Source organism: Opitutus terrae PB90-1 (assembly GCF_000019965.1).
In the GTDB taxonomy this organism is placed as follows: Bacteria; Verrucomicrobiota; Verrucomicrobiia; order Opitutales; family Opitutaceae; genus Opitutus; species Opitutus terrae.
On sequence record NC_010571.1, the window covers coordinates 5,661,280 to 5,680,084 of the forward strand.

The 18,805-nt window shown below is 59.6% G+C and carries 20 protein-coding genes and 1 pseudogene; 12 read left to right on the top strand and 9 right to left on the bottom strand.

What is annotated here, in order from left to right:
- Nucleotides 1-226: 226 nt before the first annotated feature.
- Together OTER_RS22055 and OTER_RS22060 are read right to left on the bottom strand one after the other, a co-directional pair.
- Nucleotides 227-427 (bottom strand): hypothetical protein, encoded by a 201-nt coding sequence (locus OTER_RS22055; RefSeq protein ID WP_012377158.1) that lies wholly within the window; start codon nucleotides 425-427, stop codon nucleotides 227-229.
- A 175-nt stretch (nucleotides 428-602) separates the two neighbouring features.
- Nucleotides 603-1,454, bottom strand: a complete 852-nt coding sequence (locus tag OTER_RS22060; RefSeq protein ID WP_012377159.1) for a DUF932 domain-containing protein — start codon at nucleotides 1,452-1,454, stop codon at nucleotides 603-605.
- Between the two features lie 102 nt (nucleotides 1,455-1,556).
- On the opposite strand from OTER_RS22060, the gene OTER_RS26780 reads away from it, so the two are divergent.
- The 7 genes from OTER_RS26780 to OTER_RS22095 all read left to right on the top strand — a co-directional run bounded on the left by OTER_RS26780 (nucleotide 1,557) and on the right by OTER_RS22095 (nucleotide 9,926).
- Nucleotides 1,557-1,865, top strand: a complete 309-nt coding sequence (locus tag OTER_RS26780) for a response regulator transcription factor (protein WP_012377160.1) — start codon at nucleotides 1,557-1,559, stop codon at nucleotides 1,863-1,865.
- Between the two features lie 447 nt (nucleotides 1,866-2,312).
- Complete coding sequence (locus OTER_RS22070) at nucleotides 2,313-3,818, top strand: B12-binding domain-containing radical SAM protein (protein ID WP_012377161.1); 1,506 nt, start codon at nucleotides 2,313-2,315, stop codon at nucleotides 3,816-3,818.
- Between the two features lie 20 nt (nucleotides 3,819-3,838).
- Nucleotides 3,839-4,834: an ABC transporter substrate-binding protein gene (locus OTER_RS22075; protein WP_012377162.1), complete on the top strand. Its 996-nt coding sequence runs from the start codon at nucleotides 3,839-3,841 to the stop codon at nucleotides 4,832-4,834.
- Entirely contained in the window at nucleotides 4,831-5,730 is a 900-nt protein-coding gene (locus tag OTER_RS22080; protein WP_012377163.1) for an ABC transporter permease, read from the top strand. The genes OTER_RS22075 and OTER_RS22080 overlap by 4 nt, the downstream gene beginning before the upstream one ends.
- A complete protein-coding gene (locus tag OTER_RS22085) occupies nucleotides 5,727-6,485 on the top strand; it encodes an ATP-binding cassette domain-containing protein (protein ID WP_012377164.1) in 759 nt (252 codons plus the stop codon). Before OTER_RS22080 ends, OTER_RS22085 begins: the two co-directional genes overlap by 4 nt.
- A complete protein-coding gene (locus OTER_RS22090) occupies nucleotides 6,431-8,437 on the top strand; it encodes a hypothetical protein (protein WP_148218209.1) in 2,007 nt (668 codons plus the stop codon). Before OTER_RS22085 ends, OTER_RS22090 begins: the two co-directional genes overlap by 55 nt.
- Nucleotides 8,412-9,926 carry a sigma-54-dependent transcriptional regulator gene (locus OTER_RS22095; protein ID WP_012377166.1) on the top strand — a complete coding sequence of 505 codons (1,515 nt, stop codon included), beginning with the start codon at nucleotides 8,412-8,414 and terminating at the stop codon, nucleotides 9,924-9,926. Before OTER_RS22090 ends, OTER_RS22095 begins: the two co-directional genes overlap by 26 nt.
- A gap of 63 nt (nucleotides 9,927-9,989) precedes the next feature.
- Here OTER_RS22095 and OTER_RS22100 read toward each other — a convergent pair whose 3' ends face one another.
- Together OTER_RS22100 and OTER_RS22105 are read right to left on the bottom strand one after the other, a co-directional pair.
- Entirely contained in the window at nucleotides 9,990-10,217 is a 228-nt protein-coding gene (locus tag OTER_RS22100) for a hypothetical protein (RefSeq protein ID WP_012377167.1), read from the bottom strand.
- A 394-nt stretch (nucleotides 10,218-10,611) separates the two neighbouring features.
- Nucleotides 10,612-10,908, bottom strand: a complete 297-nt coding sequence (locus OTER_RS22105) for a hypothetical protein (RefSeq protein ID WP_012377168.1) — start codon at nucleotides 10,906-10,908, stop codon at nucleotides 10,612-10,614.
- 791 nt (nucleotides 10,909-11,699) lie between these two features.
- Between OTER_RS22105 and OTER_RS22110 the strand changes: the two genes are divergently transcribed.
- The 4 genes from OTER_RS22110 to OTER_RS24660 all read left to right on the top strand — a co-directional run bounded on the left by OTER_RS22110 (nucleotide 11,700) and on the right by OTER_RS24660 (nucleotide 14,872).
- Nucleotides 11,700-11,978 carry a hypothetical protein gene (locus tag OTER_RS22110; protein WP_148218210.1) on the top strand — a complete coding sequence of 93 codons (279 nt, stop codon included), beginning with the start codon at nucleotides 11,700-11,702 and terminating at the stop codon, nucleotides 11,976-11,978.
- A gap of 4 nt (nucleotides 11,979-11,982) precedes the next feature.
- Nucleotides 11,983-12,345 (top strand): MerR family transcriptional regulator, encoded by a 363-nt coding sequence (locus OTER_RS22115; protein ID WP_012377170.1) that lies wholly within the window; start codon nucleotides 11,983-11,985, stop codon nucleotides 12,343-12,345.
- Between the two features lie 455 nt (nucleotides 12,346-12,800).
- Nucleotides 12,801-14,213, top strand: a complete 1,413-nt coding sequence (locus tag OTER_RS22120; RefSeq protein WP_012377171.1) for a tyrosine-type recombinase/integrase — start codon at nucleotides 12,801-12,803, stop codon at nucleotides 14,211-14,213.
- A gap of 35 nt (nucleotides 14,214-14,248) precedes the next feature.
- Complete coding sequence (locus OTER_RS24660) at nucleotides 14,249-14,872, top strand: Nmad2 family putative nucleotide modification protein (RefSeq protein WP_052300463.1); 624 nt, start codon at nucleotides 14,249-14,251, stop codon at nucleotides 14,870-14,872.
- A gap of 144 nt (nucleotides 14,873-15,016) precedes the next feature.
- On the opposite strand, the pseudogene OTER_RS25465 reads toward OTER_RS24660, so the two are convergent.
- The 3 genes and pseudogenes from OTER_RS25465 to OTER_RS24670 all read right to left on the bottom strand — a co-directional run.
- Nucleotides 15,017-15,184: pseudogene (locus OTER_RS25465) on the bottom strand (JAB domain-containing protein); the annotation flags it as partial.
- 110 nt (nucleotides 15,185-15,294) lie between these two features.
- Nucleotides 15,295-15,783, bottom strand: a complete 489-nt coding sequence (locus tag OTER_RS25470) for a putative iron-sulfur cluster-binding metallochaperone (protein WP_012374044.1) — start codon at nucleotides 15,781-15,783, stop codon at nucleotides 15,295-15,297.
- A gap of 5 nt (nucleotides 15,784-15,788) precedes the next feature.
- Nucleotides 15,789-16,379: a heavy-metal-associated domain-containing protein gene (locus tag OTER_RS24670; RefSeq protein WP_012374043.1), complete on the bottom strand. Its 591-nt coding sequence runs from the start codon at nucleotides 16,377-16,379 to the stop codon at nucleotides 15,789-15,791.
- Between the two features lie 48 nt (nucleotides 16,380-16,427).
- Here OTER_RS24670 and OTER_RS22140 point away from each other — a divergent pair, with 48 nt between their 5' ends.
- Nucleotides 16,428-16,832 carry a heavy metal-responsive transcriptional regulator gene (locus OTER_RS22140; protein WP_012374042.1) on the top strand — a complete coding sequence of 135 codons (405 nt, stop codon included), beginning with the start codon at nucleotides 16,428-16,430 and terminating at the stop codon, nucleotides 16,830-16,832.
- Here the strand turns inward: OTER_RS22140 and OTER_RS22145 are convergent.
- Complete coding sequence (locus OTER_RS22145; RefSeq protein ID WP_012374041.1) at nucleotides 16,829-17,839, bottom strand: site-specific integrase; 1,011 nt, start codon at nucleotides 17,837-17,839, stop codon at nucleotides 16,829-16,831. The genes OTER_RS22140 and OTER_RS22145 overlap by 4 nt on opposite strands.
- A complete protein-coding gene (locus tag OTER_RS22150; RefSeq protein WP_012374040.1) occupies nucleotides 17,812-18,804 on the bottom strand; it encodes a tyrosine-type recombinase/integrase in 993 nt (330 codons plus the stop codon). Before OTER_RS22150 ends, OTER_RS22145 begins: the two co-directional genes overlap by 28 nt.
- Between the last annotated feature and the right edge of the window lies 1 nt (nucleotide 18,805).

The window sequence follows — 18,805 nt, forward strand, 5'->3', positions numbered from 1 at the left end:
CGCGTGGTTTACTCGACCGTGCCATCCGAACGCGCACACGCGCGCGTTCGGGCAATCGAACGGCGAAATTCGTCGGAGTTGGAACCACGCATTTGGCGGTTTATGAGGCAACGACACGGAGCCGGCGAGGAGATTTCCGGTGCGTGCTGCGAAGAGCAGCCTCCCTTAACATGTAGCAAAACGGCCTGCTCGATGGGCAGGCCCGGCTGACGGCGATAGAGGGCCTCTACCTTGTGAAGGCCTTCAGCCGCGCGTTGAGCACCTTGACGTCGATCTCGGCTCCCGTGACCGTCGCGCGCGCTTTGGCGAGGCGCACCTCAGCTTTCATTAGCTCACGCTTGAGCGTCTCAAGTTCATCGGCGGAGGTCGGAGTGCGAGAGGCGCGCGTCGGGCTGATCGTCGAGGGTTCTTGGGGTCCGTTGTTCATGATGGATTCTCCTTGGTTTGAATGCGCCGGTAAGCCGTGTGCTCACCGGCGCCACTGATTGAACCGGCTCGCGTCTGCCTGGCACCTGAGGGCGCCTACCGGAAACGTGGGAGCCGTCCTCCCGAAGAAAAGGGAGCGACTGGGCGCCGCCTCCTGCTGATAGCGACGTGCGAGATCAGTTGTTCGCAAACTCACTGGCGAGTGACCAGAGCGCCTTGTTCAGACGCTGCCCTTCGACCAAGCCTGCGACCGGTCGAGTGCGATTGCGCCGGAGGCCGGCCCCTTCTGAGCGGCTCATGTAGCGATCGCCACCACGTGCGAGATGTTCCTGCACCACGTTGAAGGTGGTCCAAAGGTCAGTTGCCGCGTCGCCGTAGCGCACGGGAGAAAGCAGCTTCTCCGGAGTGAGCGCCTGCATCACGGGGTTGCCCGCAGACCAACGCAGCGCCGCAGCCCGTCGAGCGAATTCGAGCCGGGTCACCTGCGAGAGTTGCACCGCCTGCCATTTGGCGACGGCCTCCAATGCCCGCGGGGTGTTCTCCGCGACCGACTGCGCGGCCTTGGCGAACGCCGCTGCTGAAACGTCCATGTGCCGAATGGAGACGTGTGCGAAGTCCGTATCCGCCACCGTGAGCCCGTTGCGGCAAACGAGCCGGTAGAGGCCGGCATCGATGCGATACGCCCGCGTCCCGTCGTGCGCGTTCTGCACGATCATCTCCGGGCGGGTGTTTCCGATCTTCATCACTCCGGCCTCCAAATCGGCGCGGCGAGCGAAACGAATCTCGTGCATCTGATAGCCGACGCGGTCTTCGAGTCGCACGCGCTGCTCGGACGCGCGCACCGGCTCCCAACCTTCCGCGCCAAGCAGGGCAACGACCTGCGCGGTAGAAACGAACGTGTAGCGAGCCGACACTCCCGGCCGGGCATGTTCGGCGAAAACCGATGGAGCACAGCGGCGGAGATCATCGGACGAAAGCGCTCTAAAGACGCGAGCGGGAGCAGCGGTAACGGATTCAATCGAGTTCATGACTTTCCTTGTTCTGAAGCGCCCCAACGAGGGCGCATGGTGGCGGGCCGCGCCACGCGGACCCCAACCCGAGCCGAACCATTAATCGGCCGCCCCGGAGGGATGCCGACGATCAGCACCGTCACGCAAGGTGGAGCGCAGCGCAGCGAGCAGATGGTGCTGTCGATCGTCGGCGATGGGTCGGACGATCAGCAGGCCGCGGAACGTCTCGGAATTTCGCCGCACACGGTGAACACGCACCGGAAGGCGATCATGGCGAAGCTCAAGCTGCACCATAAAGGCCAGCTCATGTTGTATGCTCTCCAGCACGGCTACATCTGGGTAACCGGCGCGAACGTTTACTACCCAGGATTCCAACGGCGCCTCCAAGCCGGCGCAAAGGCGGCTCCGAACGAGCGCGCCAGCGCGTGAGATCGCGCAGACACCAAAGGCGGGGGCGAAGTCCCTTCGTTGAGCTTTTGGCCGGCAAACATGCGGGTGCGAACGGACTCGGATGTGCCGCGGCAGCGGACAACAAGGCGGGTTGTGTGTGCGCAAATGATCACGGCGTCCTCGTACGCAGGTATCGACGCAACGAGCCACCCATGAAGCAATGCGCCACCCGTGCCACGCCGGGCGGCCAAATGCCTCTATCATCGCCACAGACCAAATTTTCATGGGGCGCGATTCAGTCTCATGAAAGTTACCACAGTATCCTGTAAGTTACGCCGTAACTTACGCCACTGCTGCGACCAAGCAAAAAGACCTCAACCGGATTTTAAGATGCTGAACCATAAAAGATAACGCAGCCGCTCTTCGCTATGGCACCGCCAATGCATCCCTGCGGGCGTGACTCCCAGTCCGAATTTGATATTAGTTATGCCCCCCCAGCACGGACTGCTGGCCGGCTTTGCGGCTGGGCTGTCAAGCATCGCAGATTTCCTTCGCGCTAGGCTTCCGGACACGAAGGTTGAACTAGTAGATCTCAGCGAGGAGCCCATCACTACGCTAAAAAGCGCCATTCTCAGTCGGGGCCTTCCGATCCATTTCGAAACAATCGTCGGCATCACAACGACCACCGCTTCATATCAAGCCGCCCTCTCGGTTGCCGCAGCGTTCAAGGAATTGGGGCGTGCAGCCGGCACAAACGTCACGACGATTCTGGGGGGACATCATGCGAGTGCCGACGCGGAAATTGTGCTTCGTAACCACACCGCCGTCGTAGACTTCGTAATCGCGGGCGAAGGGGAGACCGCAATGCTGGAATTCCTCCAACGGTTTCCGGGAGTTGCCGGAACGCCGGGTTTGATTTGCATCCGCGAAGGGAGGGTCCAGCGAAACCCGCCTCCTCTCCTGTTGAGTCAGGCTCAGCTAGACACATTGCCGCCGACGGCGCCAACGTCCGGCACAAATGTCACCGGAAAATTCGGTCACATCACCTATATTAGCGCCCGCGGATGCCCCCTGGGTTGCGCCTTTTGTGCCGTCGGTAATCAACGGATACGCGCCAAATCTGTTGCAAAGGTCGCCGCGGATGTCCGCCTGCTGGTAGCACAGGGTCACACTCGGATCGCGATCGAAGATAATTTCTTCGCGCACACGCCCCAACGTACCGAGGAACTCTGCGGCGCGCTTGCGGAGCTTCGGTCTGAGGGACTGGGGTTCACTTGGGATTGCCAAACGCGAGTTGAGTCGATGGACCGCAAGGGGCTTCCCGAGCTCCTAAGCCGTGCGGGCTGCGAGGCAGTTTATCTCGGCGTCGAATCCCTTAATCCCGACCAACTGCGCTACCTCAACAAAACGCCCAACCCCGAGCGTTATCTCAATCGGTTGCGACACCGCGTCATTCCAGCTCTTTTGGCCTCCCGTGTCGGCTGCTACCTCAATTTGCAGTTCGGCCTGCCCGGCGAAAACGACGACCATCATTCCCAGACGTTAGCGACGCTTCGCGCGATCGGCCAGATGGCCCATGACTCGGGCCGTATCATCACGATCTTCCCGCAACTTCACGTTCTTTATCCTGGAACCGTGCACTTCTTGGACGGCCTCCGCGCCGATCATTACCCCGCCGACATCTTTGAGCTATTTACCGCCTGGGAGATCGTGCAATCGCCGGTGCTAAAATGGTTGGGACGCCATTTCGCACACGGAACCGGCGGAATACCCGTCGGCATCCTGAATCCTGAATCACTTCGGCGTGGTTCGTTCACTGGAGGATCTTTGAATATCATCGATCCGAACGCCGTCACTCGCATCGATGCAACCCTATCGGACTTGTCCCAGCTCGCAGGAATAGACGTTTTCAGATATGGTCGGCATCTGGTTCCGGGCGAAAACGATCCGCCATCCGACCGCACTCCACAGCAATCCGCGCTTGCCTGTTAGCGCGACAGGGAAGGCATCTCATGAAAAGAAACATCCTCACACTAACCTCCACCGCGCTCCTCGCTCTCGGCTTGGTCTTCGTCGGTTGTCGTCGTCAAGATGCGCCGCCCTCGTCAGCACCCAAGGCCACCATCGCCATCCTCAATCTTCAAAAACATCCGATCCTCGACGCAGTAGAAGCCGGTGCGAAAGAAGCGCTCGCAAGAGAAGGGTATCCAGAGAATGCTGAGGGCATTCGCTACCTAATTCGAACTGCCGCTGGCGACAAACAACAAATCCCAGCGCTTGCCGCGGAACTCAATGCTCAGCATCCCGACGTGGTTATCGCCATTTCCACGCCGATCGCACAAGCGGTTGTGAAGAATTATCGTGGGAAAATCGTCTTTGGTGCGCTCACCGACCCAGTCAGCGCCGGCGTGATCTCCGGCGATCGTAACCGAAATCCAAACGTCACGGGGACCACGGACGCCGTCCCATATGACGCACAACTCCAGCTTATACGGCAGATCAGCCCGCGGGCGAAACGGCTGGGGATTCTCTTTAATCCAGGCGAAGCGTCATCGCAGTATGCAGTACCTCGGATCAAGGCTGCAGCGCCGGGGCTCGGCTTTGAGATTGTCGAGGGGGCAGTGAATTCAACCCAAGAAGTGTATCCGGTCGCACTCGGATTGGCTTCGCGCGTGGATGCATTGCTCATATCCACAGACAACACGGTTGCTGCAGGTATTGCGGGAGCGGTTAAGGTTGGTATCGAACGGAAGTTGCCGGTGTTCGCGTGCGACAGCGGTTCGGTCGAACACGGAGCGATCGGGGCAATCTCCCCCGGCTATTTTGCAATCGGAATCGATACCGGTAAACTCGCCGCGCGCATGCTCAAAGGGGAGAGCGGGCTGGCCGTCGTCAATCCCAAGGCCGGCGACGTATACTTAAACCGGCGCGCCGCGACCGATATGGGCGCTGAGATTCCGAAGGATGTCGAAGCCAGAGCCGCGAAGATATACGACGAAATCAGATGAGCGCCGCCCTTTCCTTTCTTGATGTCGGTCTTCTGACGGGGTTGATCTACTCGCTTCCGGTTGTCGCCTTGGCGCTGGCCTTTCGTGTCCTAGCGTTTCCTGATTTAACGATCGAAGGATCGTTCTCTTTGGCGGCCGCCACGTTTGGCATTATCGTGAAAGGCGGCGGTTCGCCGACGGTCGGTGCGGCCGCCGGGATTCTCGCTGGTGCGGCAGCGGGAGGTCTCACGGCTTTGCTTCACGCGCGTTTCAAGATCAACAAGCTTCTCGCAGGTATTATTGTCGTGGCGATCTGCTATACCGTTTCATTGCGGGCAATGGGTGCACCGAATATCGGCCTAATCTCGGCTCCTTCGGCTTTCACGCTCGTCGCGTTCCTCGATCGGGACGGTACCCATCTTGGATCGATCTTGCTCCTCGTCGCAATCGTTTCGGTCATTGTCACGTTATGCAGTCAAGGGCTGGCGAGCCGTGTCGGCCTTAGGCTTCGCGCCGCCGGTGCAAACCCCGGTTATGCACGCCTGCTCGGCGTGAACGTTCCGGCCAATCTTATCTGTGGCCTCGCGCTTTCGAATGCCATCGCTGCGACCGGGGGCATCCTGTCCGCAATGAGTCAAGGTTTCGCGGATGCCGGAATGGGCCAAGGCCTTCTCATCATGGCGTTGGCAGCTCTCGCTATCGGCGAACGGACGCTACCGGTTCGTCTTAATTATTCCGGTTTCGTCCTCGGCGCTGCGTTGCTTGGCACACTGATTTATCAGGTTGTCGTCTGTTTCGCGATCCAAACGGGCATTTCCGCCGTCGACCTCAAACTCGCCACTGCGATCCTCGTACTGCTGGTGATCGCCACTCGGGCGTCCCGCCGCGGTCCTGCTTTTCTCGAAGGCATCGAATGAGCGTGCCCCAACATATCGTTTCAACCGACGACCTTCGCGTCACCTACCTGCAAGTCCGCCGCGCAATCCACGCGCTCGACGGAGTCACGATGCAGATCCCCGCGGGACAGGCCGTCGTGATTGTGGGCCGAAACGGCAGTGGCAAATCCACGCTACTTGGAGTTCTCGCAAACCGAATCGCGGCGACGGGTGGATCGGCATTCATCAGTGGCGTGTCGGTCGAACGACTGCCATCAGATGAACTGGCCAAAGCGGTATTCTTCGTGCAGCAGGACCCTCTTGCCGGCACCGTGGGCACCATGACGGTTTTTGAGAATCTGCTGTTGGCAGATGCTCGCAGCGAACCTAGACGGAGGCCTGACCGGGAGGAAATGTATCGGGACCTCTTGCGGCCCTTGGGGCTCGAAGGACGACTCGACCAGCAAGCCGCGACGCTTTCTCCCGGGGAGCGGCAGGCGTTGGCGATTCTGTTCGCTGGCCTACGCCCTGCCAAAGTAGTTCTCCTCGACGAGCCGCTTGCCGCCCTCGACGACGCCAACGTCGATTTGTGCCGAATGTTGATCGCTGACGTGAAGCGAATGGGAAAGACCTTACTTATCGTAACTCATGATCTTCCACAGATTCAATCGATCGCCGATCGAGTTCTGACCTTGAACGCCGGGCGGATAATCAGCGATACTCTAGCGGCTCCGTCCCTCCAATGCCTGCCCCAACAGAACAGTCGCCGTTTGCCGACGACTTCGCCGAACGGCTAACGCTTGTCCGACGTGGCCTGCTTGGTGTTGAGTATTGGATATCCGGTTACGCGTATCTTCTTCCCTTTTGCGATTACCTTAAGTTGCTGCTGCCCCCAGGCTCTCTGGCAATATCATTATGGGCCCGACCGGAAGGCCGCCCCGAGTTCTCCACCCGGCCGGAAATAGCGCCCGATTTTCCGCCGACTTATGCCGTTCAAATTGGTCACGACGAGTGCTGGGTGTGTTGTCATCGTGTTTACGGCGATGCCACCCGAGAGGACCACGGGGTACGCGAGTTGCTCGTCCGGCTCTTCGGTCACCCAGATTTTGCCGAGGCAGTAAGAGGAGCCACGTTTGGAGCTCGATTACGTCTCGGGCTGATGCGATCGAAGCCGAACGTTCAAGCCAGCGTCGATCTCCGACCGCCGGAACCGACGGGAGTCTCAGACTTCGCTTGGGACGCGATATGCACCGCCGTCCTCGCTGGCCTCGATGGCGTGCTTGCTAGCTCACAACACGGCTCCTTCGAGTCGTCCACCAGGGCCTCGCTTTCCAGCACATTTGCCTTCGCCTTTGTTGCCGGGCTTGACGGGAAGCGCTCATTATTGCGACCAGTCCCAATCTTTAGCACGGAGCAAAGCAAATTCCTGGCGGGCGATCAGCCGCTTGCGAGTAACCCGGCGCCCGAAGCGCAATTTGCGACCGCCTTTGCGCTCGAAGCCGCGCAGGCTGCCAAGGAGGAAACGATCGGGCTCTTTGGCCCGCTCCCACGTCAACGGACAGAGGGATTGAACGATAGCGTTCGGCTCCTTGCCAATCACCATCGGGTCTTCATCCCGATCCATATCGAGGGCGTTCCATGGCTGGTCCTGATTCTTTTTCTCAGCGGCCCAGAGCACCAGCGGTGGTATCATACGTTCCATTACTACCGGGACGTGGTGCCGCGGATCGGTGCCGCGTTGCGCACCGTGACGAAATCCACCTATCTCCACGTGCTTACTCGGCTACTCGCCGTAGAGATCGATGACCGGGAGCAGGAAGCTCTCGACGAGCGGTTCAATCGGCAAAGTCGGGTGCTTACCCAGTACTTTCCGTTTCCCCAAGTCGAACTCACGAAATTCTCCCCGCATGGAATCAAGCTCACGCTGCCCCGGCAAGACCCAGTCTCTATTGAGTTCCGATCCAATCGCCATTTCCAAAGGGCTACGGCTCTCGCGTATGATTTATTGGATACGACTAGTATCAGCGATGCGTTGAACCGGACAGTGGTTCAGGCCTTGGATCGCGACGTGTCATTCCATCAAGAAATGGACTATCAGGCACACACGCTTTTCAACGAGATTCCGAGCATTCAGTTGGAAGCTGCTCTCAATAGTCGCCGCGAAAATCTCGCCGGCAAGGCTCGCGATTTCGTCACGGCTGCCCGTGCTAAACTCTCCATCCTCGAGGTCAGCCTCTCCATACCCTTTGCCGAGGAAGAGGAAGAGGACCGTCTAGCGGATTTCACCTCGGTCATCGTATTGCTTCGCTGGTTCGAGACCATCTTTGCCGCGATGGGCGGCAAAACCTGTAAACTTACCATCGCCGGTGCTGACATCACCCTCGCTACGTCCAGACAACGCGCTGATGTTTTCACCGTCCTTTGGAACCTGTGGCATAACGCCGCAAAGATTTATGCTCGCTCTACTACCAATGAATACTCGGTAACTACGGCGCCAGCGGATGGTGGCTTGTCTATTACCTTCAGGAATGAGGGCGTGATGCCAATGGACTACGTTCGCTATCTGACAAACGCCGACGGTAATCCTCCTGTCAGCAAGAAGCGTGGCCTGCGGATTGTGAAGGCCAAGGTGGCAAAACTCGGCTGGCCATTGCCGACGATTAACGTCACAAGCAAGTCTACTTCCGTTACTTTGGTTGTGAACAATCCTAGTATCTCACCCCATGAGCGCAAAACTGCTGGTGGTTGAGGACGATGCCAGCCAGCGCGCTGCGCTTGGCGAGCTTGCCCGTCAGATTGGGTATGAATGCGAGGAATTCTCCAACGCCGAAGACGTCGCAGAACTTCGAATCGCGAGGCTCGCGGAGTTCGACGCTGGCATCATCGACTGGGATCTGCCGGGCATAAATGGCACCGCCCTAGCAAGACAGCTCCACCAGCGGAACGAGTTGCTCGACCTGGTGATGCTGACTGCTCACACGAGCAAGATCAGCCGAAACGCCGCGCTGGCCGAGGGTTTCTTGCATTATATCAAGAAGCCAGGAACCGAAAATCTAAAAAAGTATCTACGAGAACAGCAGCCTAAATGGTCGGCACAACGGATCGCCTTACGGAAACTACAAGATCCCGGCACGGGGATCGTAGGCCCTTCAGACGCGTTAGCTACCTTGCGACAAGAAATCGTTCGCATTGCCGCTGAGGATCGTAACGTCCTGCTCCTCGGCGAAACCGGCACCGGGAAGGATCTCGTCGCCAGGAAACTTTGTGAACTCAGCCCACGCGGCGACAGGTCGCTGATCATCCTGAATGCGGCATCGGTTAACAACGAAGCGCTCGCCGACAGTGAGTTTTTTGGTATCGGCGCGCGTGTGGCGACCGGTGTCGCCGAAAGCGAAGGTGCATTCCGTGCAGCGGACGGCGGCACCCTGTTTCTTGACGAGGTTGGCGAGCTGAGTCTACCCGTGCAGGCCAAACTGTTGCGCGCGCTGGCTAACAAGGTAGTGAAGACCGTCGGACGGCACGACGAGGAGAAGGTTGACGTTCGCGTTATTACTGCGACGAACCGCAATCTACCCGAAATGGTCAGTAACGGGGCCTTCCGTGAGGACCTATACAACCGTTTGGCCGAGGCTCACATCTTCCTAACGCCTTTGCGCGACCGACCGGAAGACATCTTGCCTCTGGCTGAACACCAACTCGCTCTGGAATTAAAGAAGCTGCGGATGCGCAAACCCGGTTTGCTCCGGAAGCAATTCTCACCGGAAGTCCGGAAGAGACTCAAAGCGAATTTGTGGCTCGGTAACGTCCGAGTTTTGCAGTCTGTGATTGGCGAAGCGGTCAGTCGGTCACGTGATAGAACGTTCATCATTGAGTCCGACCTCCAGTTTCCCCCCGCTACGGGAAAAGTATCGTCGCACGCAGGTGGCCCCGTCACGGCGGGGATCGCCGCTCCTCCGGCCGCGCTGGTCAAAGAAGTAAGAGAATTTCTGGATCCGCTCGATGCGGCGTTCCCAATAGCGGCAGCAGCGCGCGGCGATGCAGAGGTGCGTTTGGAGGATCTGGCCAAACCATTCGGCAAATCGCGAGCCGCAATATCCTATTTTTTCAATCCTAAGCGATTCTACCTGATGCGGGGCGAGCAACGGATTGAGATTATCAAATACCTTGCCCAAAACGATCGAGCACTTTGGGTGAATCTGCGTAGTAATGCGAGCCCGGTCGCCGACCGTTTCGATTAGCCTCTTTTGGCCAAAAAAAACCGGCCCTCGGGCCGGCTCTGGCTTTTTTCAGCGCTGGCTCTACTACTTTTTTTTCAGTTCGAAAAGGCAGACCAGAATCTCCACCATCTCTTTCTTGGTGTCCCAGATGAACTCGATCAAGCGCTCGGCGAACACTGTCAGCGGTTCCCAGTGGTCGACGAGTACCAGCACGATGAGGATAATGAGGAACACGATGGCGGCGGCACGCCACTTGTTTGTCGGGCGACGGCTCGTGGACTTGGATTTGTTCTTGCGGGGCTTTTTTTTCATGGGGATCAGAACTCCCCCTCTATTGCTTGAGCTTTGCCACGCGCCTTCTGAATCTCGCAACTTCTTGATTCGTAGTTTGAAAAAAATCAGACCCGTTCCCGCTGATGCTTGGGGTAAGTTACCTAACAATATATAAGTTACGCGGTAACTCCGCCGAGTTCTGCTGTCGCGCGTAGCAGATGCTGTTGAACGTCTGCGCAAGCACGCCCACCTCTGGCAGTAGGCAAGAACAAAACGAGCGCAGCGAGCCATCCTTCCATCTGTCGGACACCCTGCGATACTTCAAATTTCCGTATCGCGCCGTTTCGTATTGTTTGGAGCGATGGCCCCCAACCCACACAGCGCTTGAGCAAACAGCGGCCGGTGGAAACCGGCCGCCGGGTGCGAGCGCGCGTCATTCACTGTGATCGCTTTTCGATTCCGCGAGGCGTTCGAAGATGAACGTGTGCGCCTGATCGGCGAGTTTGGCGACGAGCGGGAGGTCATCACGGCCGAAGCTGTCGGTGTCGTGAAAATTCCGGGTGTCGTCCATGTAGGTCCGGGAGAAGGTGACGTTGAAGAATTTCTTCTGGTCGGCTTCGTTCTCCCAAACGGCGGCCTTGATGCGGCCCAGGCGGAGCGTCTTGACTGGCAGCTTGGCGGTCGTGGCGGGCTTGGATTGCGGAGCGGATTGAGCGGTCTTGGAGGGCATATAGTTCCTTTTTTGATTTGAGGAGCGGGATTGCTTCCTCGCGCCGAGGCGGAGGTGCCGTCCGGGACGAGGGGACGGTTGGGGGGATTCCTTTCAAGGAGGACCCGAACGCTCCCTGTCCGCGCAGCGGCGACCCGGATGGAGGGACCGCCAGAGGAAGGAAGCACGCTCCGGGAAAAAAGAACGTTCCGCCCAAGCGGAATTGCCCGGAAGAACGCGAATCGCCCGCAAGGAAGCGACGCCTGACCGGCAAATGGAGAAGACGGATTGGACGCCGTGTCGTGCGTTCATTTGGGAGAACGAAGCCGACTGACATTCGGTTCCGAGCCCGGCTGGACGACGTCTGTCTTCACGATGCGCTTCGCCAAGACGATCGCTCGCGCGCGGACCGACGTGCACGTTCATCGCGGTGATCGGAATCAAAGTGACGCGCGGGCAAGTGCGCTCGCCTCGGGTGGCGGGCGCCGGCCGCCGCTTGGGCGGCGTCACCTGTTGAGCGTGAGGATTCACGCTCCTGCAATGCATCGCCGGTGCGCGGAACGACAGAGGAAGGACCTACCGGATTCGGTGTAGAATGACTCCCGCGAACTCGGCAGGGACAGTCCGTTGAGGTTTTGGCGCAGCGAAAAAAAGTAAGGACGTCACGAAGCAATTCCGCTCCGGGCATTCACCAAAGGAGTCGCATGAAAACCAATATTCTCGCACCGCGGTCCGATGCCTCCCGGCCCGAAACCCAACCCAACCATGAACCACGCTATCAAATTTTCCGCCAGTCGCGGGCCGGCAACTTCATGCCGGAATTCAAGACCGATTCTCCCGCCGAGGCGGTCGAGATGTTCGCCCTGATGGCGCCGGCCTTCGAAGGCGGCGCCATTCGGCTTTGGGATAACGCCGCGCATCATCTGAGCGCCTCCGTCGAATGGCGGCCGGAGCAGACCGCCTTCGGCTTCGTGGTGTACCATCGCACAAACCTGTACCACGACCGCCTGCTGGGCGTGCTGGCCCGCCACATCGCCGAACGCGAGACGATGCGCCAGGAAATCCATCACAGCCTCCGCCTGAGCGCCTGAACCCATGAATCCAACGAGCCGTGCCATCCTGCAAACCGTGGTGACCACGGACACCTCGCTGACGCTTGGGGAGCGTGACTTTGTCCAGCGATTGATCGCGGGAGAGACACTGGCCCCCGCATCAGCACCCTCGGCCACTGACGAACGGCTGCTCGTGACCCAGAAACGGGCTGCCGAGCTACTCAGCGTCAACCGGGTCACAATCTGGCGGATGACGAGGGACTGCGTTCTACACCCGGTCGAAATCCTGCCGGGCATGTGGCGCTATCCGTTCAACGAGATTGTGCGACTTACGCAACGGGGAGCGGCTGCCGCCGCGAGCCCTCCTCGGGAATGCCCCGGCGCCAAGATCGCGTCGGCCGCCTAAAAGCATCCCTCCTGTGGCAACCGGCCACCCTCAAAAGGGTGGCCTTCTTGTTGATCTTCAGAGGAGGAAATTCAGGCGCGGGGCCTGAAGGCCAGAGGGGAAAGGCCGTTTTTCCGCTCGAAAAATGTTTGGCGCATTGTTTGGTTTCGGTGTCCCAAAGTTGCCTCGTGTTGACTGAGGTTGCACGCGGGCAGTCGCTCTTTCGAAAATCGCGCAAGTCATTAAGCAGAAACCCCCGGGAGCAGTTTCCGGGGGTTTCAAATTGGGTGCAGGGGTTGGATTTGAACCAACGACCTTCAGGTTATGAGCCACGCCGTGAACACGTTATTGGAGAACGAACTACCACGAGAAATCGTGGTCAGTGGGTCCCGAATTGGGGCCGCTCCGAAAAATTGCGTTCACGGCGTCGCTCCACGTTTCGACCGGTTGCAGTCAACAACAGGAGAACACGCGTCATGGCGCTTCAGATACACCCTGGCAAAACGAAGTGGTGGTATGGCAGGATCATCGTTAACGGCCGAAAGATTAAAAAAAACCTCGGGATCGAGGTGCGCGGCGTTCCCCCGCCGACACTCTCCCAGAGGGGCGACGATGCCTTCGAACGTTCACGGGCAAAGGCCCAAGCCGCGCTTGAGCGTCTGCAACTGGAACTGAGAAAACGCACCTCCGCCGAAGAACTCGTTCAGACAATCCACGAGATTCGCACGGGAGCACGCGTTGCATCCATTCCGCTCTCAGATGCCAGTGCCCGCTGGAAGGCGCTTCCACGAAGGCGTCCGCTCAGCGAGCGCTACGTGGATCAAGCCGAGGCTTGGATGAAGCGATTCGTGGAGTTCGTCGGGTTAAGTAACGCAGCGATTCGGGACATGGATCAGGTTCAGTCTCCAATCGCACGTGCGTTCCTAAAATCTGAGCACGAGCGCGGGGTGTCCGCGAAGACCTACAACAATATCCTTATTTTCCTGCGGTCCTGTTTCGAATCACTCAAAGATGAAGCCGGCATCGCCAAAAACCCCTTCGCCGGCATTCCGACACGCGAGGAGGACACTGTCTTCCGCAAGCCGTTCAGCACCGAGGAACTCGCTGCGATTGTGACGGCAGCCAAGAGCGATCCTTTCATCTATCCCGTCGTGGTGACGGCGATCTGCACGGCAATGCGTCGAGGTGATTGCTGTCTGCTTCAGCGGTCGGCAATCGACCTGCCAAATCGATTCATTAAGGTCAAAACTTCGAAGACGGGCGAGTTGGTGCAGATTCCGATCTTTCCACTCCTGCAGGAAGTGCTCGAGAAGATCGAGAAGAGCGACAGTCCGTATGCTTTTCCCCAACAAGCGGCCATCTATGAGCTCAATCCGGACAACATCACGCTGCGTGTCCGGAAGGTGATGCGCGTGGCAGGCTTTTTTGATCCCGGAGAGGCGGACTCCGCAGAGGAGCAAGCAGTCTCTCGCGGCGAGATCCACCAGGAACGAGAAAACGGTCTGCGCAAAGCCTCCGTGCGGGATTTTCATTCCTTCCGCGTTACCTGGGTCACCCTCGCGCTCAATGCCGGCGTCCCACTGGAAATCGTTCAAAAGGTCACCGGTCACCGGACAGCCGGCATCGTGATGAAACACTACTTCCAGCCGGGCCGAGAAGACTTTCGCCGAACGCTTTCCGGCAAGCTTCCGGCTCTGATCGGCGGAACGCCCGAGCCGAAGCCGCTAGACCCGTCCGAACTCCGCACACAACTGAATGCCATGAAGCCGGGAACCTGGCGAAAGATTCGCGACGAACTCATCGCGCGTTTACCCAAAGAAGAGGAAGGCGCCGTCGAAGTTCGCGCGACGAAAGCTGAACCTGCGGCGTCGGCCAAGGCGTCTGACTGATTTGCCGGCCCTAGAGCCTCGAACTAGGCTAGCGGATGCCGCGCCTATTCTCTTACACGATGGCGCACGATGACGGCGCCGGCCCAAATCCGTTTCGCGGTATCTGCACGCTTGCCATCTGTAAGCCGAAGATTCGTCAGAAGGCGGTCATCGGAGACTGGGTAGTCGGGCTTGGCTCCGTTAATGCGCCCAGTGGGGATCTCAGCCAGCGGATGGTGTATGCAATGAGGGTCGATCAACTCTTATCGATGCGTGACTACGACCGTTTAGCGCCGGTGTATTGGCCGAGCCGCATACCTGATCTTGCGAGTCCGGTGATTGCCGACCGGCTCGGCGATTGCGTCTACGATTTTTCCCAGGGTGCGCCGGTGCAGCGACCAAGCGTGCATGGTCCTGAGCACATGGCGACCGACTTGAGTGGCCAGAATGTGCTGGTGTCCCGGCACTACTTTTGTCTCGGATCAAACGCGTTGGCGTTACCTGAGAGCTTGAGCCCCATCGTTCACCAGACCCAAAGTCACAAGGTGAACGCGAACGACCGGTTCGTTGAACCGTTTATGCGTTGGATCCAATCTCTCCGGCTTGATCCCGGCCACATTTACGGTTGGCCGGATGGAATCCCGAAATGGATTGGGGGAAAAATTTGCCGGAAACGTTGACCATCGGTGAGTGCTCATAATCGGCGTGATTCTATCGCGTCAGCCTAGGCGGACGCTTCCCTACTTCATCACCGCGGTCCCACTTAAAACGCAGTAGGCCCGGAGATGACGCCGCCCCTTACGAGGCAGCTACGGACGCTCCTCCTAGAGAAGCCCCGCTTCGCGAAACGAATACACCCCGCGGCCTTGCGGGTCGCCTTTCGCATCGCCGACTACTACGTGGTCGAGCAACTCGATTTCGAGGATCTTCGCGGCTTCGCGCAGCTTCCGCGTGACGTTCACGTCGGCCCCACTCGGGGAAGGATCACCGCTGGGGTGGTTGTGTTATGTGACGAGCCGAGCTATGTGGAGTGCGCTACCGTTTTTCTGAGGCACTTTACTCTGCGCGACAGCACAATCGCTGCACATAACTCGGCCGGCGATCAGGCAAGACCGGCGCGCTCTGCGGTGGCGGCCTTGACGGCAGCTTTCACGTTGCCGAGGCAGCAGGAGCCTTGGGGATTGCGAATCTCACAAGCGCAAAAATCAGCCTTCATCTCCGCCGCGATGCGTTCGATCACGGTGGATTTTCCTGTGGCGGCAAGTTCGTCACGGATCATCGCGGGCGTGAAGCCGAAGCAATAACACACCGGTGCCTGCGCGGGATCTTTTTGAGTGACCGGACGGCGAACGTCGCCCGTTGTGAGAACTGAACCACCGGCGCTGAAATAGACGACCGGGCAGTCGGGTGTGGGGCAGAAGTGAAATCCCCCGGCATTTACGGCCGGCAAAAACTGGGACTTAACTTGGTGCTTGAGCGTGAGCGTCGAGACCGGGCGACCGGCGTGCCCGCAGCGCGGGCAGGACGGCTTGGCAGCCGACTCCTTCTCGGACGAGCACTCGTCACCTTTCGTTAAGCAACAATCGGACACGGTGATCAGTTGGCCGGCTCGGCCTTGAAGCCCGTGGCGTCGATCTTGGCGATCACCGTCGTCGCAGAAATCACGGCGGGATCGTAAACGACCTCGGCCTCTTTCGTTGCATAGCGGACGACCGCCGTGCGGATACCGGGAACCCGCTGCAGGGTGCCGGCAATGCCGACCGCGCACGCAGCGCAGTCCATGGAGGGGATACGCACGCGCAGCACGCGGCCATCCGCCGGTGCGGAGGTTGCGACCGAAGAGCGGCCGAAGGTGGTTTGCGCAAGCTGCGGAAACATCGCGACCGCGCCGACGATTACTGTGCTGAAGATCAGAACGCCCAGGGTCCAACGACTTGCTCGCGGCGTTGCGCAGGTGCCGTCCGCGCAGGCGATACGTCGGGCACGCAAGGTCAACACCCACGCGAGAGCGAGGAGCGCAGCGGTGACGCCGAGAAAAGCCGGCCGCCAACGCTCAAACCAGCCTGCGGCGACAAAACTACCCGCGCCCGCGACGGCCGCCACCAGCGGTCCGATGCAGCAAAGCGAGGCCGCCACGGCGGACAAAAATCCGCCTGTCAGAATCCACGATTGCTTCACCGGCTGCATCGGCCCAGCTTACACCCTGTAGTATGGTATAAGGTCAACCGCCATGTCATGACGATCGGAGAACTCGCCAAGGCCGCCGGGGTAAATGTCCAGACCGTCCGCTACTACGAGCGAATGGAACTGCTGCCGGCGACCCATCGCTGGCCGGGATCGGGCTACCGGGACTTTGACGATGACGCCCTGAGCCGGTTGCGGTTTATCCGTTCGGCAAAAGACCTCGGGTTCACCCTGCGCGAGATCAAGGAGCTCATGGAAATGCAGTTTTCGCCGGGTGAGTCGTGTGCCGAAGTGAAGCGTCTCTTGGAGGATAAGCAGCAAGAGCTTGATCGGCGCATGCTGGAGATGCGCCGGTTGCACCGCGCCTTGGGAAAACTCATCACGGCGTGCCGGCGGCGATCCACGAAAACGACGTGTCCGGCCCTCTGGGCCATCGCGTTCAAGGCGCGCGGTTAGAGGCTGGACAGCCAGGCGAGCACGTCGGTGTTGGCGCGCCATGACGACGGGTGCTTCGGCTTCGGGAGAATCTTCTCGGCGGAGGCGAGAGCCTTGCGCTTCATCTCAAGATCGATCTCGACGTAGGTGTTGGTGGTCTCGATCGATGCATGCCCGAGCCAGGAACGGATCATCGCGAGGTCGACGTTCGATTGCAGCAAATGCATCGCCGTCGTGTGGCGCCACGTGTGCGGAGTGATCCGCCGCGCGAGCAAGGTCGGGCAGCGCTGGGCCGCCTCACTGATGCGGTGACTGACAATGTAGCGAACGCCGAAGCGCGTCAGCCGGTTGCCGTCGATGTTGAGAAACAGCGGCACGGCGTCGGTGAACTTGATCGAACGAGGCTGGAGATAACTCTTCAGCGCGGCGACCGTCTCGGGCCACAACGGGCAGGTGCGCTCCTTGCGGCCCTTGCCGAAGATGAGCACGTTCGACGGTCGAGTGAAACGCACGTGCCGCACGTCGAGGTCAACCAACTCCTGCGCGCGCATGCCGGTGTTGTAGAGCATCCGTAAGAGTGCGTCGTCGCGCTGACCGAACAGCGTCCGGGAATCGATCTGACGAAATATCTCCTGCACCTCATCCTTCTCCAGAAACTGCGCGACGCGATGCGGTCGCCGTTTGAACGGCACCGCGATGATCGTGTGGGCGTGGGTCAGGTGCCGGGGATCAACGATCGCGAGGTAGCGGAAGAAAGAATGGATCGCGGCCAGCCGAAGATTGCGGGTGACGATCCCGTTGCGCCGGTCCGCTTCGAGATGGCGAAGAAAGCCGTGCACCAACTCCGCGGTGAGATCGGCCAGGGTGAGCTCGGTCACGCGCTTGCCCGAGTCGTCGGAAGCGAACTTGAGGAGGAGCTTGAAGGTGTCGCGATACGACAGAACCGTGTGGCCACTCAGTCCGCGCTGGGACACGAGATGCTGATCGAAAAACCCGCGGATCAGAGATGGAAGGTCGGGGGCTGACATAAGAGACGGGCCGATGGCACCGCGAAGTGCTCATGAAAACGCTGGCCCACCGACTCCATCAGCTCGGCGGTGGCGTGCAGATAGATCTCGGTCCCGGTCACCGTGCTGTGCCCGAGGTAAGTGGACAGGAGGGGCAGCTTCGCGAAGAGATTATCGCCGCTCTTGTGCCACGCCATCAGCCGCGACACCGCAAAGGAATGCCGCAAGTCGTGGATGCGCGGCCCGCGCTGGCCGGGCGGGCCGCGCAGCCCCAACCGACGCAACACTTGAAGAAACACCGTCGTGAAGCTCGGCACGTGATAGCGTCCACCGAGGGATGACGGGAAAAATGGCGCGGTCGGCTCCTGCGAGAATCTGGCCGCGCGGCGCTGGGCCACGTAGGCCGCGAGCTGCTTGGTGGTGCACGGTGCCAGCGGCACGTAGCGAGTCTTGCCGAACTTGGTTTGGCGAATGAGCAGAAGACGGCGTGACAGATCGACGTCAGCGAGATTGAGCTTCACCGCCTCGCCAACGCGCAGGCCGGTGGCGTAGAGGAACCCGACGAGGGTTGCGAACACCACGGGACGCAGCGGGTCCGGAGAACGTTCGGCCGGCGGTGCCGCCGCCATGATCCGGCGGACCTCGGCCACCGTGTAGATGTGCGGCATCGGCCGATTGCGCCGCGGCAAAAACATCCGGTGCACGATGCACGTGCGAGGATCGAAATGGCTTTGATAGAGGCAGAACTGACGGAGGATCGACATCCGGTTGATCCGGGTTCCCGGAGCCAAGTGCTCGGTGCTCTTGAAATAACGCTCGGTGACCTCACGCGTGATTGTATCGCCGGGCTGCAGCTCACCGATAAGAAACCGGTCGAGGTAACGCAGCACCTTGAGGAGAACAGGACCGCGGCCCGATGCGGCCCGCGTCTCCCAGAAGGACTGAAGCCGGAACGCGAGCGCGCTGCGAAAACAACACGTGGCCATG